We start from the raw sequence: 14,814 nt of genomic DNA, 5'->3' as shown, positions 1-14,814 counted from the left end.
AGGAGCAAATGAATCATCTCAATAAAGTCTGGGTGATTGGCGATGCGTCCGTGGATCTGGTGCCGGAAAGAACGGACTCTTACCTGAAATGTCCGGGCGGGGCATCGGCTAACGTCGCCGTTTGCGTCGCACGACTGGGAGGCGACTGCGGATTTATCGGCTGCCTTGGAGAGGATGATGCCGGGCATTTCCTTCGTCAGACGCTGGCAGACAACGGAGTGGACGTGGGTTCGCTACGCCTCGACCCGCAGCAAACCAGCGCGGTGCTGGTCGTTAATCTGACGCCAGAAGGTGAACGCAGTTTTACCTATCTGGTGCATCCCGGCGCGGACACCTTTGTCTCCGTGCAGGATTTACCGGCCTTCAGCGCTAACGAGTGGTTTTACTTCAGCTCGATTGGCCTGACCGACAGTCCGGCGCGCGAGGCGTGTCTGGAAGGTGCCAGACGCATGAAGGCGGCGGGCGGGCACGTTATGTTCGACGTCAACCTGCGCGTCAGCATGTGGCGGGATCGTCATGAAATCGCGCCCTTACTCGCACAGTCCATTGCGCTGGCCTCTATCTGCAAGGTCTCTGCCGATGAGTTGTGTTGGCTGGGTAAGGTCGAGTGCTGGCAGGATGCACGTTATCTGATGCGTGAACTCGGCTGCGATACCACCGTTATCTCACTGGGCGATGCGGGCGCGTATCTGGTGACGCCAGAGGGCGAATGCGCGTTCCCGACTGCGAAAATTTCCGTGGTGGACACCACCGGGGCAGGCGATGCCTTTGTTGGTGGGCTGCTCTATACCCTTTCACAGGCCGCTAACTGGGATAGCCGCCTGCTTGCTCAGGCGATTGGCACGGCCAACGCCTGTGGCGCGATGGTGGTCACGGCAAAAGGGGCAATGACCGCGCTGCCCTACCCGGAACAGCTCGCTGCCTTTCGCGTCAGTCATCAGCTGGAAAAATTATGCTAAACCGTTAAGGAGTCATTCATGCACGTTGAAATTAACAAAATACTGGGCTGCCTGATTGGTGCCGCTGCGGCGGACGCGATGGGCGCGGCGACCGAAGTGCGCACTCAGCAACAAATTCGCGAATACTTCGGTGGTTGGGTGACCGGTTTTGAGAAACCGCCCGCCGATACGTTTGGCCGCTGTAATGAGGCCGGAATGTGTACCGATGACTTTATTCAGGCGAAGTACATCATGGACGCCCTGTTACAGCATCATCGTCAGGTGAGCGATGAGGCGATGCGTGAAGCCTTTCAGCGCTGGCTGGCCTATCCGTATTATGCCAATTTTACCGGGCCAACAACCCGGGCCGCGATGAAAGCCATTTTCAACGATAACCGTGCGTCCCTGCAGGGGGAACTGGAAGGTGAGAAGCAGTCGGTACAGATTATCAACAAAGGCAACGCGGAAGCTACTAACGGCGCGGCAATGAAGATTTGGCCTGCCGCCGTATTGCATCCTGGCGATATTGAAAAAGCGATTCAGACTGCGCTGGATATCTGCCGTTTTACCCACAACAACGTGCTGGCAATGTCTGGTGCCGCGGCGATGGCGGCGGCGACCAGCGAGGCGCTACAGCCTGTGGCGAGTGCGGAAAGCATCATTGCGGCCGGGATTTACGGTGCCGACCGGGGCTATGCGCTGGCGGCAGAACAGGGCGCGATGATGGTCGCCGGGCCGTCGGTGGGGCGTCGTATCGAACTGGCGGTGGCGATCGGTAAACGCCACGCCCATTGGGAGACGGCGATTGTCGACATCGCCGATATCATCGGTTCCGGACTGCACGTCAGCGAAGCCGTTCCGGCGGCGTTTGGTTTGTTCGCATGTTGTCCGAATTCTGCCGTTGATGCTATTATTTCCGCCGTTAATATCGGCAATGACACCGATACCGTCGCCACCATGGTTGGGGCACTCTCCGGCGCCTGGCACGGTGCTGATGCTTTTCCTGCCGACTATTTAACTACCGTTAATCGTATGAATCATTTCGATTTGGCTGAACTCGCCAGACAGATTAAAGGGTAGTGCGCTGCCCTGCGGGGGCGGCGACAACCGTCCCCGACTGGCAGACTTTCGAGGTAAATGGCTTGCAGGTTGATAAAACGAGTTTCACTCCGCTGTATAAGCAGTTGTTTTATATCATCTGCCAGCAGATCCAGAACGGCACCCTGCCGCTGGGGAGTCAGTTGCCTACGCAAAAAGCGATCGCGCAAACCTACAACGTGTCGCTGATCGTCGTAAAGCAGGCGTGGAGTGAGTTAATCAACGCCGGTGTGATTACCTCCCAGCGCGGAAGCGGTTCTGTGGTGAGCGCGGTGCCGGAAGGCGTCAGCTATGGCCATACCTTTCGCGGGATCACCAGCGATCTGCGTGATGCCAGCGTGGCGGTTGAGAACCGCATTCTGGAGATCGCCACACGCCGGGCGCGCGACGCGCAGGAAGATGGGCTAAGCCTGCCGACCCACCATCACTATCTCTATATTTCTCGGGTGCGATACCTGAATAATCGCCCGTTTAACCACGAGAAAATTTATCTCGATCTCTCCTTCTTCCCGGGGTTAACGCTGACGGCGGATGAACTGGCCCATACCTCGCTTTATCACCTGTTGAATGTCAAAAGCGACTCGGCCATCGAAAAGGTCGATGCCATTCTGCCCAGTCCCGATCTCTGCGAGAAGCTACAGATTGCTGAGAACAAACCGCTCCTTTCCGTGGCGCGCCAGACATTTATGGCGGGGGAAGAGCACCCCTTTGAGTATTGCCGCTACTATGTGCTGTCTGACTACTTTGGCGAAATCCATTATCACTAACCCTCTGCTTTTTTAGGGGAAGACGCGCGTTTACAGAAGGGAGATGCCCCCGTATTCTTGTTGAAAAAAACAACAGGAGACAGGCATGTCGCTCTGGTTTTCACACCCTCTGTTTCTGCCCTCGCTGGTGGTGGTGGTCACCATCCTGCTCTGGGCGACCTCGCTATTGCCGGAATTTATCACCGCGCTGCTGTTTTTCACCGTGGCGATGGTGGCGAAAATCGCCCCACCGGACGTCATCTTTGGCGGTTTTGCCTCGTCGGCGTTCTGGCTGGTATTCAGCGGCTTCGTGCTGGGCGTGGCGATCCGCAAAACCGGACTGGCAGACAGGGCGGCAAGAGCACTGTCCTCACGGCTAACGGAATCCTGGCCGCTGATGGTCTCAAGCGTGGTACTGCTGAGCTATGCGCTGGCGTTTGTGATGCCCTCCAATATGGGACGAATCGCGCTGCTAATGCCCGTTGTTGCCGCGATGGCGAAACGTGCCGGGATCCTCGATGGCACTCGCGCGTGGTATGGACTGGCGCTTGCCGTGGGCTTTGGCACCTTCCAGCTCTCCGCCACTATTCTGCCTGCCAACGTACCGAACCTTGTGATGAGCGGGGCGGCGGAAGGGTCGTACGGTATTCACCTGAACTATTTGCCTTACCTGCTGCTGCATACGCCGGTATTAGGCTGGCTGAAAGGCGGTTTGTTGATTGCGCTGATCTGCTGGCTGTTCCCCGGGAAACCCCATGCGCCGCGTGAATTAACGCCGCCGGAACCGATGAGCCGCGACGAAAAACGACTGGCCTGGATGCTGGCAGTGGTGCTGGTGATGTGGGTCAGCGAAAGCTGGCATGGCATTGGCCCGGCATGGACTGGACTGGCGGCGGCGGTCATCACCCTGTTACCGCGCGTCGGGTTTATCAACGGAGAGGAGTTTTCCACGGGGGTTAACATCCGCACCTGCATTTATGTTGCCGGTATTCTTGGACTGGCGAGCGTGGTGACGCAAACCGGCATTGGCGATGCGGTCGGTGAGGCGCTGCTGCACGTGATGCCGCTGGACCCGGAGAAACCGTTCACCAGTTTTCTCGCCCTGACCGGCATCACCACCGCGCTTAACTTTATCATGACCGCTAACGGCGTGCCGGCGCTGTATACCACTCTGGCGCAGAGCTTTTCTGAGGCAACGCAATTCCCACTGCTGTCGGTGATTATGATTCAGGTGCTGGGCTACTCAACGCCGCTGTTGCCGTATCAGGCATCGCCTATTGTGGTGGCGATGGCGCTGGGAAGAGTGCCGGCGAGAGCCGGGATGTTGCTGTGCCTGGTGCTGGCGGTGGCGACGTATCTGGTCCTGCTGCCACTGGACTATGCGTGGTTTAATCTATTAGGCAAATTGTAGTGTTAATTACCTGATAATTTTGGTTTTGTGAGAGGGCGGTGAGTTTTACCGGCACGAATGACGGTTAATATCGAAACGCATACTTATGCGCAGGATACTCAAGGATTGATCCATGGACAGATTGACCCCTATTCGCTGCTGGCCCGCCATTATCTCGATTGTTATCACACTGACTATCTGGTTTATCATCCCATGTCCTGCGGACGTGACGCCACAGGCGTGGCATCTGCTGGCGCTGTTTATCGGCACTATCGCGGCCATTATCGGTAAAGCCATGCCCATTGGGGCGATTGCCGTTGTGGCTATCATGCTGGTGGCGATGACCGGTGTGACGAATCCCGGTAAGCCAGCTGCGGCGCTTAACGATGCGCTGAGCGGTTTTTCCAACCAACTGATCTGGCTGATTGGTTTATCGATCATGCTGTCGCAAAGCCTGCTGAAAACAGGACTCGGCGCGCGCATCGGCTACGGATTTATTGCGTTGTTTGGTAAGCGAACCTTAGGTATCGCGTGGGCATTAACGCTCGCAGAAACGCTGATTGCCCCCGTCACCCCAAGCAACACGGCGCGCGGTGGCGGTATTATCCACCCGGTAATGCGGGCCATCGCCGACAGCCTCGGGTCGCAGCCTGGCAACAGTGAAAATGGCTCAACGGGCCGCTATCTGGCGCTGGTGAATTACAATATTAACCCCATCAGTTCGGCGATGTTCATCACCGCAACCGCCCCTAACCCCCTCATTGTCACCTTTTTGACTCAGGGGACCGATGGCGTACTGACTATGACCTGGGGGATGTGGGCCATTGCGGCGCTCCTTCCGGCGGTGGTCTCGCTGCTGGTGATGCCCATCGTCATCTGGTGGCTCTATCCGCCTGCCATTACCCGTACGCCCAATGCGCCGCAGTTCGCCCGGCAAAAGCTGGATCTTCTCGGCCCGCTGTCGCTGGCAGAGAAAATCACGCTGGCGGTATTCATTTTGCTGCTCTGTCTGTGGGCTGGCGTCCCCGCGATGATCATGGGCAGCGGCTGGACCGTGAACCCCACCAGCGCGGCGCTGATCGGCTTATCGATTCTGTTGGTGACGGGGGTCTTAAACTGGGAGGACATCCTTAAGTGTCGCGGTGCCTGGGATACCATTGTCTGGTTTGCCGCGCTGGTGATGATGGCGGATTTCCTCAGCAAACTGGGACTGGTCGGCTGGCTGGCGACGAGTGTGGGGACGGCAATCAATCATCTTGGCGTTCACTGGAGTATCGCGACGCTGCTGTTGATCCTGCTTTACGTCTATTCTCACTACTTTTTCGCCAGCACCACGGCGCATATCACGGCCATGTTCTCCGCCTTCTTCATCGCGGGGTTAGGTCTGGGCGCACCACCGGCCCTGCTGGGGCTGATGCTCGGTTTCTCCTCCTCGCTGATGATGTCGCTCACCCACTATGGCACGGGCACCGCGCCGATTATTTTTGGCTCTGGCTACGCCACGCTGGCGGAATGGTGGAAGACGGGGCTGGTGATGAGTGTGGTGAACCTGACTATCTGGGCGGTAACCGGGGCTTTCTGGTGGCACTGGCTGGGATACTGGTAATACGGAGAGAAGTCGGGGGAAGAGGCTCCCCCCGGCTACACAACTTAAGCCTGTTTTGCTGCTTCAGCCGCTTTCACGATCACCGCGAAAGCGTCAGCTTTCAGGGAAGCACCGCCAACCAGCGCGCCGTCGATGTCCGGCTGAGTGAACAGTTCTGCCGCATTGGCTGCGTTTACGGAACCGCCGTACTGGATGATGACCTGCTCAGCAATTTTCGCGTCTGCTTTGGCAATGTGGTCACGGATGAATTTGTGAACAGCCTGTGCCTGCGCTGGCGTTGCGGATTTGCCGGTGCCGATCGCCCAAACGGGTTCGTAAGCGATAACCACGCCTTCGAATGCCGCAGCACCCTGGGTTTTCAGAACGGCGTCGATCTGACGTGCGCACACTTCTTCCGTTTTGCCTGCCTCGTTTTCGGCTTCGGTTTCACCGATGCACAGAACCGGAGTCAGGCCTTGCTCTTTCAGCACGGCGAATTTTTTCGCGATCAGTTCGTCAGACTCTTTGTGGTAAGTACGACGCTCAGAGTGGCCGATGATGATGTATTGCGCGCCGATGTCTTTCAGCATTTCAGCGCTTGTTTCACCGGTAAATGCGCCGGACAGGTTCAGGTCAACGTTCTGTGCGCCCAGGAGGATGTGGCTACCGGCCGCAGCGTGTTTTGCCAGGTCGATGTACATTTCCGGCGGCGCGATCGCTACCGCACAGCCTGCGACGCCAGCCAGCTCTTTACGCAGGTTAGCAATCAGTTCGTTTACCATGTGGCGGCTGCCGTTCAGTTTCCAGTTACCCATCACTAAAGGATGTCGCATTTCTATTCTCCACGCTTTGTCAGCGAATTAAGGAAGATGGCCGCCCCTCAGGGCAGCATGGTCTGTGAAACAGTATAGAGATCACTCCCCGGAAAGGCTTTGCTTTTTATCATCTCCCCGTCATTCTCCGCGTTACAGGTGCGTTGGCTATACTCGCTCACCCCAGTCACTTACTGATGTAAGCTCCAGGGGATTCGTTGCGTCGCCGCGTTATTCGGCCTGAAGGCCTCACCCCTACGGGGCCAGCGCAAGCGCTGTTCAAACCTGCATAGCCTGTTTGTCCTGAAACGTGAATAATTTAGGGGGAATTGGACCCGTCCAGGTTTTCAGATAACGCCAGCTTAATCGGTTCAACTGCGAAGGTCAGCCCCTTTTCGCCGTTATCTGCGACAACATAGCGAATTGCGCCTTCGGTCTCTGCGTAATAGCGCTTATTTTTCCCGGCGGTAAGCAGCTTTTGCAGCTTTTTCTGGCTCTGCTCTTTGGTTAGCAAGGGGGCGACGGTGCGGATCACCGCCGCCATATACTCCAGCGCTTTGGCTTTTGCCGCTTTCTGTTCCGGCCCCTGAATCGGCAGCCAGGTTATCTGCATACTCTTGATCTTCAACGTCCCGCGCTCAAGGGCGGTCGAAGCATAGAGATTTTCATTAATTTTGCTGGCCGCACGGGTGAGGTTGGCTTTGTCACGACTGCTGTCGATCGCGCGGAATTCGTTTAAGGTAAGCTTCGGATTTTGCGTATTAAAGTTTTCGCGAAACTGGCTGATGGAAAGATCAAACGTGGGGGCTCCGGCGAGCAAATACGGTGCGGTGGTGGCTGTCAATGGCTCAGCCGCCAGCGCCGGGGTGCTGGAGAATATCGCAGAAAACAATAATAAAAACAGTGAACATCCTGGCTTCATCAATCTTACCTTTCGTTATGACTGTTCACGATTAAAACGATAACCGTCTGGCTTGTCAAAAGGGTAAACTGTCGAAGATAGTCATTTTAAAGGAACAGGCATGACCTTACAGCAGTGGTTATTCTCATTTAAAGGGCGTATCGGACGCCGTGATTTCTGGATCTGGATTGCGCTGTGGATTGTTAGCATGGTGGTTCTGTTTTCGCTCGAGAGTCAAAAATTACTCCCCGATCAGATAGCCCCCTTTGCGCTTGTGTGTCTGCTCTGGCCGACGGCGGCGGTTACGGTGAAACGTCTGCACGATCGTGGGCGTTCAGGGCTGTGGGCGTTATTGATTATTCTTGCCTGGATGCTGTTAGCCGGCAACTGGGCCATTCTTCCGGGGATGTGGCAATGGGTGGTCGGACGCTTTGTGCCGACGCTGATCCTCATTATGACGATTATCGATCTGGGGGCGTTTGTCGGCACCCTGGGCGAAAATAAATACGGCAAAGACACCCAGGATGTGAAGTTCAGGTAAAGTGCAGGCCGGATAAGGCGAGGCCGCCTGTCCGGCAACGTGCTTACCAGTAGTGCTCTGCGGTCATGTGGCCCGGTCGGCGGCGCAAATGTTTAGTCATTTGCCGTGTCTCTTTCAGCAACTGCTGCGTGTCGCGAACCATCTGCGGATTCCCGCACAGCATCACATGGCTGGTCTCTTTATCCATCACTAAGCCTACCGCTTTTTCCAGTTCGCCACTTTCAATCAGCGCCGGAACGCGACCGGTCAGTGAACCTGCGACCGTCTCACGGCTTACCACCGTCTGGATCCGCAGTTTGCCTTCGTAGCGCGTTTGCAGCGCCTGCATCAGCGGCAGGTAGCTTAAATCAGCGGCGTAACGTGCGGCATGGACCAGCACCAGGTTTTTGAAGCGATCGAGATCTTTACCCAACTGCAGAATCGATAAATAGGGGCCGATGGCGGTGCCGGTTGCCAGCATCCACAGCGTGTCGCAGTCAGGCACTTCATCCAGCACAAAGAAACCAGCGGCTTCGCTCACTACCTGCACCTCATCGCCGGGCTTCAGTGCTGCCAGACGCGGGCTCAGCTTACCGTCAGGTACGGTGACCAGGTAAAACTCCAGATTGGGATTATCAGGGGCATTCACATACGAGTAAGCGCGCTGGACGCGCTCGCCGTCAATCTCAAGACCGAGCTTGGTAAATTGACCGGCGGTGAAGGGATGAACGGGGGCGTGAACGGTCAGACTAAACAGGGCATCGGTCCAGTTCTGTACCTTTGTGACTTTGCCTGTTACCCAATCTGCCATGGTTTTCTCCTGTACGGGTCTCGTTCCCTTATCTTCGTTTGTTGGCAGAAAGATTTCCAGCCCGAAGGGGGCTGGAAGGCTCTAATGAACAAATTCGTTAAAGGATATGTGTCTGCACGTCCGGGTCTTTGCGATCGAGGTAGTGAATCGACTGAATGCGGCGGATGGTGCGTGATTTTCCGCGGATCAGCAGCGTTTCGGTGGTCGCGATATTACCTTTACGACTAATCCCTTCCAGCAGATCGCCTTTAGTAATGCCGGTTGCAGAGAAGATGACGTTGTCGCTGCGCGCCATCTCATCCAGACGCAGCGCTTTACCGGCCTCGATGCCCATTGCTTTACAGCGCGCCAGCTCCTGTTCGCCGATGCGGCGGTTCTCTTCGCTGTCGCCTTTAACATCATGACGCGCCAGCAGACGGCCCTGCATGTCGCCATCCAGCGCGCGGATCACCGCAGCGGACACCACGCCTTCCGGCGCGCCGCCAATTCCGTACAGCACATCCACTTCACTGTCCGGCATACAGGTCAGGATGGAAGCGGCAACATCGCCATCAGGAATCGCGAATACACGTACGCCCAGCGTCGCCATCTCTGCGATCACCTCATCATGGCGCGGTTTCGCCAGAATTGTCACCGTCAGTTCGCTCAGCGGTTTGCCCAGCGCGTTAGCGACATTGCGCAGGTTCTCTTCCAGCGGCAGATTGAGATCGATGCTGCCCTTTGCGCCCGGCCCGACAATCAGCTTTTCCATGTACATATCCGGCGCGTTCAGGAAGCAGCCCTTGTCACCGACAGCCAGAACGGCCAGCGCGTTGGCCTGGCCCATCGCCGTCATTCGCGTACCTTCGATGGGATCGACGGCAATATCCACCGCGTCGCCGCGACCGGTACCGACTTTCTCACCAATGTAGAGCATTGGCGCTTCGTCGATCTCGCCTTCACCAATCACGATGGTTCCGTCAATGTTGACCTGGTTTAGCATAATGCGCATGGCGTTAACCGCCGCACCGTCGGCGGTGTTTTTGTCACCGCGTCCCAACCATTTATAGCCAGCCAGCGCCGCCGCTTCGGTTACGCGGGAAAATTCGATGGCAAGTTCTCGTCTCATAGCAAACTCGTAGCAAAAAGGAATGGCGCGAAGTGTAGCACAGGGGAGGGGAGGGAATTATTGATATCAGAGGGTGAGTGTGCGGGGTTGCCCCCGCACACACATCATCATTCAAGCTGCCTCTTTGTTGGCTACGCTCGTTCACCCCAGTCACGTACATTTCGTACGCTCCTGGGGATTCCATCGCTTGCCGCCTCGATGCAACTCGAATGATTTCGTGTGTTGTATGGATTACTCTTCGTGATCTTCCCACGCCAGCGCGCGTTTGACCGCTTTCTTCCAGCCGCTGTAACGGTAGTTACGCTCGGTGGTTTCGATACCAGGGCGGAATTCACGTTCGATAACCGCTTTCTCCTGCAGCTCATCGAGGTTCTGCCAGAAACCAACCGCCAGACCGGCCAGGTAGGCTGCACCCAGCGCCGTCACTTCACGCACTTCCGGACGCTCAACGCGCGTGCCGAGAATGTCAGACTGGAACTGCATCAGGAAGTTGTTGGCAACCGCGCCGCCGTCCACGCGAAGAGCGTGCAGGCGAATACCGGAGTCTGCCTGCATCGCCTCCAGCACGTCGCGAGTCTGGTAGGCAATCGATTCCAGCGTTGCGCGAATGATGTGGTTGGAGTTCACGCCACGGGTCAAACCGAAGATCGCCCCACGCGCATACGGGTCCCAGTAAGGCGCGCCCAGACCCGTAAAGGCCGGCACCACGTACACGCCGTTGGTGTCCTTCACTTTGGTCGCGAAATACTCGGAATCGAAGGCGTCGCTGATGAGCTTCATTTCATCACGCAGCCACTGAATGGAGGCACCCGCCATAAACACGGCGCCTTCCAGCGCGTAGTTCACTTCTCCGGTCGGGCCACAGGCAATGGTGGTCAGCAGGCCGTTCTCGGACTTCACCGCTTTCTCGCCGGTATTCATCAGCATAAAGCAGCCGGTGCCGTAAGTGTTTTTCGCCATCCCTTCCTTCACACACAGCTGGCCGAACAGCGCCGCCTGCTGGTCACCGGCGATGCCGGAGATAGGAATACGCGTGCCGCCTTTACCGCCAATGTTGGTCTGACCGTAGACTTCAGAAGAACGACGGACTTCCGGCAGCATGGCACGTGGAATATCCAGCGCATCCAGCATCTTGTCGTCCCAGTCCAGCGTGTGGATGTTGAACAACATAGTACGTGAGGCGTTGGTGTAATCCGTCACGTGTACGCGTCCCTGCGTCATTTTCCAGATAAGCCAGGTATCAACGGTACCGAACAGCAGTTCGCCGCGACGTGCGCGCTCACGGGAGCCTTCAACGTGGTCGAGGATCCACTTCACTTTGGTGCCGGAAAAATACGGGTCAATGACCAGCCCGGTGTTATTGCGGACGTATTCTTCCATGCCATCGCGCTTCAGGCGCTCGCAGATCTCCGCGGTCCGACGACACTGCCAGACAATCGCGTTATAGATAGGTTTACCGGTTTCACGTTCCCAGACGATGGTCGTTTCACGCTGGTTAGTAATCCCGATAGCTGCAATCTGATCGGAACTGATGTCCGCTTTGGCCAGCACTTCCACCAGAGTAGAGCTCTGTGTTGCCCAGATTTCCATCGGGTCGTGTTCTACCCAGCCGGCTTTCGGGTAGATCTGCTCAAACTCGCGCTGTGAAACGCTCACTATATTGGCATCATGATCCATCACGACGGCGCGGGAGCTGGTGGTTCCCTGGTCGAGCGCAACGATATACTTTTTCTCAGTCATAATTATTTGTCCCGTAGTCACATTACAGCGAAGCTTTTTGTTGTGAAGTGGTCGTGGTTTCCTTCTCTTCCACGGCACAGGTATCGCACGGTAAATGGCGACCGATCAGCTTGCGATAGGCGAAAGCGCCCAAAATAGCGCCAACGATGGGGCCAAACAGCGGCACCAGGAAGTAAGGAATATCTTTGCCACCGGTGAAGGCGACATTACCCCAGCCCGCGAGCCAGGCGAACGCTTTCGGACCAATGTCACGCGCCGGGTTCATCGCAAACCCGGTCAGTGGGCCCATGGATGCGCCGATAACCGCAATCAGTAAACCAATCAACAATGGAGCCAGCGGGCCACGCGGTACACCGTTACCGTCATCAGTCAGCGCCAGGATAAGCCCCATCAGGATAGCGGTAATCACCATTTCAACCGCGAAGGCCTGCACAAAATTGATATGTGGGTTGGGATACGTTGAGAAAGTGCCGGCCAGATCAACACTCTCAATGCTGCCACGTACAATGTGGTGCGTCTGTTCGAAGTCGGCGAAAAGGTTGTAGTAAAGCCCGTAAACTAACGCCGCTGCGCAAAAGGCACCGGCAAATTGAGAAAGGATAAAAGGAACAACTTTGCGCTTGTCGAAACACGCAAACAGCCACAATGCAATCGTGACTGCCGGGTTGAGATGTGCGCCAGACACACCTGCGGTCAGGTAGATAGCCATGGCTACCCCCAGTCCCCAGATAACGCTGATTTCCCACTGTCCAAAAGACGCACCCGCGACTTTAAGCGCAGCGACACACCCCACACCGAAGAAAATCAACAACCCGGTACCGAGGAATTCAGCAATGCACTGGCCTTTTAAGGTTGATGTTTGACTCATAATCGGATCCTGAAGAGTTTAATGTTTATTGTATGCGAGGAGGTCACTGACGTCCGCGATGCCCTGTAGGCACACTGTTAATTTATCGTTAACGAGCAAAAACGAGAAATATCGAACTTAAAATGTGTGTGCTCCGTCAATAAAATGAGCGTTTTCGCGCCATAAAGCGCGTTTTGTTATACAAAAACAGTGTGAGCTGAATCATTTCATTAACCAAAGTATTAACACTTAAGGGTTAGGGGGTTATTGTCTGTAAGAGTCGACTGAAAAGTGTTGCAAACCGCAATCAGCGCGGGATGCTGCTGGACAGCGAGGACGGGGCTTCATACAATCGGCACTATATATTGTGCGCGTTCACGTGAAGCGTCGCCTTGCAATTCAGGAGAGTATGACCATGTCTTTAGAAGTGTTTGAGAAACTGGAAGCAAAAGTACAGCAGGCGATTGATACCATCACCTTGTTGCAGATGGAAATTGAAGAGCTGAAAGAGAAGAACAACTCGCTGTCACAGGAAGTGCAATCTGCACAGCATGGCCGCGAAGAGCTCGAGCGCGAAAACCAGTCTCTGAGAGAACAACAGAATGGCTGGCAGGATCGTCTGCAGGCGCTGCTGGGCCGCATGGAAGAAGTCTAATCCTCGTCATATTTCACGTTATGGCGGCGTTGGCTGCGCGTATTCACCCCAGTCACATGGTTATCTATGCTCCTGGGGATTCATGTGCTTGCCGCCTTGCCCTAACGCGAAATCTTTAGCGGATTGCGGTAAGTCATGTAGGCCGGATAAGGCGCAAGCCGTCATCCGGCAATATCATAGCGTTACCGCGATACAACGTTAGTTTCAGGCATTCAAACCTCCATCCACGTCCAGACCCGTGCCGGAAATCTGCCCAGCCGCTGGGCTTGCCAGAAACGTCACCGCCGCTGCAACATCCTCCGGTGTACCGTAATGCCCTGTCGCAATAAGCTGTCGTTGGGAGTCCGCCTGTTCGCCATCTGCTGGGTTCATATCACTGTCCGTTGGGCCGGGATGGACAAGGTTGACGGTAATACCCCGCGGGCCGAGATCACGAGCCAGGCCACGGGTTAGCGAGTTGAGCGCTGATTTAGTCATCGCGTAGACAGCAATCCCCGGCTGGGCGACACGGTTGGCAAGGCAACTGCCAATATTGATAATCCGCCCACCTTCAGGGAGATGTGGCAACGCGGCCTGTATGGCTACCACCACGCCACGGATATTCACGTTAATCAACGCGTCGATGTCTTCCAGTGACAGTGACTCCAGCGGGCCACCGCGTGCGATCCCTGCGTTGTTGACCAGAATATCTAATCCTCCCAGTGACTGTATCGTGTGATTTACGGCGTTCTGAATAGCCTGAGCGTTTGCACTGTTTGCCTGAATAGCCTCGCCATGGCGGCCGAGTGCTGTAATTTCATTGGCAACGGCCTGGGCTTTCTCCGCAGATTTTTCATAGGTTATAACAACATCAGCACCGGCTTTCGCCAGCGACAGTGCAATAGCGCGCCCTAATCCACGACTGGCTCCGGTGACCAGCGCTTTTTTACCTGTCAGATCGATATGCATGATGACCTCGTGACGAGAGTGATGAGATTCATCATTAGGTATAGAGAGAGTTTTCTCTTCGTCAATGCGCTGAATGGGGGAATCGAAAGGATGAAGTGACAAAAAAGAGGATCTGGAGATGTCCAGAATCGAAATAAATTGCCAGTCAGTTGTTTAACCGACTGGCATCACACCGAATGGCGGTATTTTCTTTACTCGATATCGAGTGGGTCTTCGGAGAGGATGATTCCCGTATTGTCGGCGTACAGATGGTCGCCGGAGAAGAACGTCACGCCGCCAAAATTGACGCGGACATCGCTTTCCCCAATCCCTTCACCTGCGGCACCTACCGGAATCGCGGCAATCGCCTGAATGCCGATGTCCAGCTCTTCCAGATCGTCTACCTGACGCACTGCGCCGTAGATGACCAGCCCTTCCCATTCATTCTGTACCGCCAGACGCGCCAGTTCGGCGTCGACCAGCGCACGACGGACAGAACCGCCGCCATCGACCAGCAGAATGCGTCCACGACCATTTTGTTCGAGCAGATCATACAGCAACCCGTTGTCCTCGAAACATTTCACCGTGACGATTTGTCCGCCAAACGACGACCGTCCTCCAAAGTTAGAGAACAGCGGTTCCACGACGTTGACATCTTCTTGATAGATGTCACAAAGCTCGGAAGTATCGTATTTCATAGGCTTAACGTTCAGTTGCTGCGAGAATTTTTAGTATA

15 protein-coding genes are annotated in these 14,814 nt (G+C 55.6%); 7 read left to right on the top strand and 8 right to left on the bottom strand.

Translation table 11 applies throughout. The annotated features are described in order from the left end of the window. Nucleotides 1-8: 8 nt before the first annotated feature. From ACERJC_RS21320 to ACERJC_RS21300, 5 genes are all read left to right on the top strand, one after another. Nucleotides 9-959 (top strand): PfkB family carbohydrate kinase, encoded by a 951-nt coding sequence (locus ACERJC_RS21320; protein ID WP_373672437.1) that lies wholly within the window; start codon nucleotides 9-11, stop codon nucleotides 957-959. Between the two features lie 18 nt (nucleotides 960-977). Continuing rightward, the gene (locus tag ACERJC_RS21315) at nucleotides 978-2,018 is read left to right on the top strand and encodes an ADP-ribosylglycohydrolase family protein (protein ID WP_152401209.1); all 1,041 of its coding nucleotides are present in this window, start codon (nucleotides 978-980) and stop codon (nucleotides 2,016-2,018) included. A 62-nt stretch (nucleotides 2,019-2,080) separates the two neighbouring features. Next, entirely contained in the window at nucleotides 2,081-2,803 is a 723-nt protein-coding gene (locus ACERJC_RS21310) for a GntR family transcriptional regulator (RefSeq protein WP_152401212.1), read from the top strand. Between the two features lie 85 nt (nucleotides 2,804-2,888). Next, the gene (locus ACERJC_RS21305; protein ID WP_178825813.1) at nucleotides 2,889-4,193 is read left to right on the top strand and encodes an SLC13 family permease; all 1,305 of its coding nucleotides are present in this window, start codon (nucleotides 2,889-2,891) and stop codon (nucleotides 4,191-4,193) included. A gap of 112 nt (nucleotides 4,194-4,305) precedes the next feature. Further along, on the top strand, nucleotides 4,306-5,778 hold the full coding sequence (locus ACERJC_RS21300; protein ID WP_152401216.1) for a DASS family sodium-coupled anion symporter: 1,473 nt from the start codon (nucleotides 4,306-4,308) through the stop codon (nucleotides 5,776-5,778). A gap of 44 nt (nucleotides 5,779-5,822) precedes the next feature. On the opposite strand, the gene tpiA is transcribed toward ACERJC_RS21300, so the two are convergent. Both tpiA and ACERJC_RS21290 read right to left on the bottom strand, forming a co-directional pair. Continuing rightward, entirely contained in the window at nucleotides 5,823-6,590 is a 768-nt protein-coding gene (gene tpiA / locus ACERJC_RS21295) for a triose-phosphate isomerase (RefSeq protein WP_042325562.1), read from the bottom strand. A 298-nt stretch (nucleotides 6,591-6,888) separates the two neighbouring features. Then, complete coding sequence (locus ACERJC_RS21290) at nucleotides 6,889-7,491, bottom strand: YiiQ family protein (RefSeq protein WP_152401218.1); 603 nt, start codon at nucleotides 7,489-7,491, stop codon at nucleotides 6,889-6,891. A 100-nt stretch (nucleotides 7,492-7,591) separates the two neighbouring features. Between ACERJC_RS21290 and ACERJC_RS21285 the strand changes: the two genes are divergently transcribed. Beyond that, nucleotides 7,592-8,011, top strand: coding sequence for a DUF805 domain-containing protein (locus ACERJC_RS21285; RefSeq protein WP_178827282.1), 420 nt, complete (start codon nucleotides 7,592-7,594; stop codon nucleotides 8,009-8,011). Nucleotides 8,012-8,054: 43 nt separating this feature from the next. Here the strand turns inward: ACERJC_RS21285 and fpr are convergent, their stop codons facing one another. The 4 genes from fpr to glpF all read right to left on the bottom strand — a co-directional run bounded on the left by fpr (nucleotide 8,055) and on the right by glpF (nucleotide 12,517). Further along, the gene (fpr, locus tag ACERJC_RS21280; protein ID WP_152401222.1) at nucleotides 8,055-8,801 is read right to left on the bottom strand and encodes a ferredoxin--NADP(+) reductase; all 747 of its coding nucleotides are present in this window, start codon (nucleotides 8,799-8,801) and stop codon (nucleotides 8,055-8,057) included. 97 nt (nucleotides 8,802-8,898) lie between these two features. Beyond that, nucleotides 8,899-9,909, bottom strand: coding sequence for a class II fructose-bisphosphatase (gene glpX / locus ACERJC_RS21275; RefSeq protein WP_152401223.1), 1,011 nt, complete (start codon nucleotides 9,907-9,909; stop codon nucleotides 8,899-8,901). A gap of 231 nt (nucleotides 9,910-10,140) precedes the next feature. Beyond that, nucleotides 10,141-11,649, bottom strand: a complete 1,509-nt coding sequence (gene glpK, locus ACERJC_RS21270) for a glycerol kinase GlpK (protein WP_152401226.1) — start codon at nucleotides 11,647-11,649, stop codon at nucleotides 10,141-10,143. Between the two features lie 22 nt (nucleotides 11,650-11,671). Next, nucleotides 11,672-12,517: a glycerol uptake facilitator protein GlpF gene (gene glpF / locus ACERJC_RS21265; protein WP_042325574.1), complete on the bottom strand. Its 846-nt coding sequence runs from the start codon at nucleotides 12,515-12,517 to the stop codon at nucleotides 11,672-11,674. Between the two features lie 388 nt (nucleotides 12,518-12,905). On the opposite strand from glpF, the gene zapB reads away from it, so the two are divergent. Then, nucleotides 12,906-13,151, top strand: coding sequence for a septal ring assembly protein ZapB (gene zapB, locus ACERJC_RS21260; protein ID WP_152401228.1), 246 nt, complete (start codon nucleotides 12,906-12,908; stop codon nucleotides 13,149-13,151). 204 nt (nucleotides 13,152-13,355) lie between these two features. Here zapB and ACERJC_RS21255 read toward each other — a convergent pair whose 3' ends face one another. Both ACERJC_RS21255 and rraA read right to left on the bottom strand, forming a co-directional pair. Beyond that, nucleotides 13,356-14,099 carry an SDR family NAD(P)-dependent oxidoreductase gene (locus ACERJC_RS21255; RefSeq protein ID WP_046493430.1) on the bottom strand — a complete coding sequence of 248 codons (744 nt, stop codon included), beginning with the start codon at nucleotides 14,097-14,099 and terminating at the stop codon, nucleotides 13,356-13,358. Between the two features lie 191 nt (nucleotides 14,100-14,290). After that, on the bottom strand, nucleotides 14,291-14,776 hold the full coding sequence (rraA, locus tag ACERJC_RS21250) for a ribonuclease E activity regulator RraA (RefSeq protein ID WP_042998924.1): 486 nt from the start codon (nucleotides 14,774-14,776) through the stop codon (nucleotides 14,291-14,293). Nucleotides 14,777-14,814: the final 38 nt, after the last annotated feature.

Source organism: Citrobacter telavivensis, assembly GCF_041807075.1.
Lineage (GTDB): Bacteria > Pseudomonadota > Gammaproteobacteria > Enterobacterales > Enterobacteriaceae > Citrobacter_A > Citrobacter_A telavivensis.
This window is presented reverse-complemented; position numbering and strand designations above follow the sequence as displayed.

Excerpts from the sequence above, each read along its gene's own strand:
- ACERJC_RS21320 (WP_373672437.1), top strand. The coding sequence starts at position 9 with ATGAATCATCTCAATAAAGTCTGGGTGATTGGCGATGCGTCCGTGGAT.
- ACERJC_RS21315 (WP_152401209.1), top strand. The coding sequence starts at position 978 with ATGCACGTTGAAATTAACAAAATACTGGGCTGCCTGATTGGTGCCGCT.
- ACERJC_RS21305 (WP_178825813.1), top strand. The coding sequence starts at position 2,889 with ATGTCGCTCTGGTTTTCACACCCTCTGTTTCTGCCCTCGCTGGTGGTG.
- ACERJC_RS21300 (WP_152401216.1), top strand. The coding sequence starts at position 4,306 with ATGGACAGATTGACCCCTATTCGCTGCTGGCCCGCCATTATCTCGATT.
- tpiA (WP_042325562.1), bottom strand. The coding sequence starts at position 6,590 with ATGCGACATCCTTTAGTGATGGGTAACTGGAAACTGAACGGCAGCCGC.
- ACERJC_RS21290 (WP_152401218.1), bottom strand. The coding sequence starts at position 7,491 with ATGAAGCCAGGATGTTCACTGTTTTTATTATTGTTTTCTGCGATATTC.
- ACERJC_RS21285 (WP_178827282.1), top strand. The coding sequence starts at position 7,592 with ATGACCTTACAGCAGTGGTTATTCTCATTTAAAGGGCGTATCGGACGC.
- fpr (WP_152401222.1), bottom strand. The coding sequence starts at position 8,801 with ATGGCAGATTGGGTAACAGGCAAAGTCACAAAGGTACAGAACTGGACC.
- glpX (WP_152401223.1), bottom strand. The coding sequence starts at position 9,909 with ATGAGACGAGAACTTGCCATCGAATTTTCCCGCGTAACCGAAGCGGCG.
- glpK (WP_152401226.1), bottom strand. The coding sequence starts at position 11,649 with ATGACTGAGAAAAAGTATATCGTTGCGCTCGACCAGGGAACCACCAGC.
- glpF (WP_042325574.1), bottom strand. The coding sequence starts at position 12,517 with ATGAGTCAAACATCAACCTTAAAAGGCCAGTGCATTGCTGAATTCCTC.
- zapB (WP_152401228.1), top strand. The coding sequence starts at position 12,906 with ATGACCATGTCTTTAGAAGTGTTTGAGAAACTGGAAGCAAAAGTACAG.
- ACERJC_RS21255 (WP_046493430.1), bottom strand. The coding sequence starts at position 14,099 with ATGCATATCGATCTGACAGGTAAAAAAGCGCTGGTCACCGGAGCCAGT.
- rraA (WP_042998924.1), bottom strand. The coding sequence starts at position 14,776 with ATGAAATACGATACTTCCGAGCTTTGTGACATCTATCAAGAAGATGTC.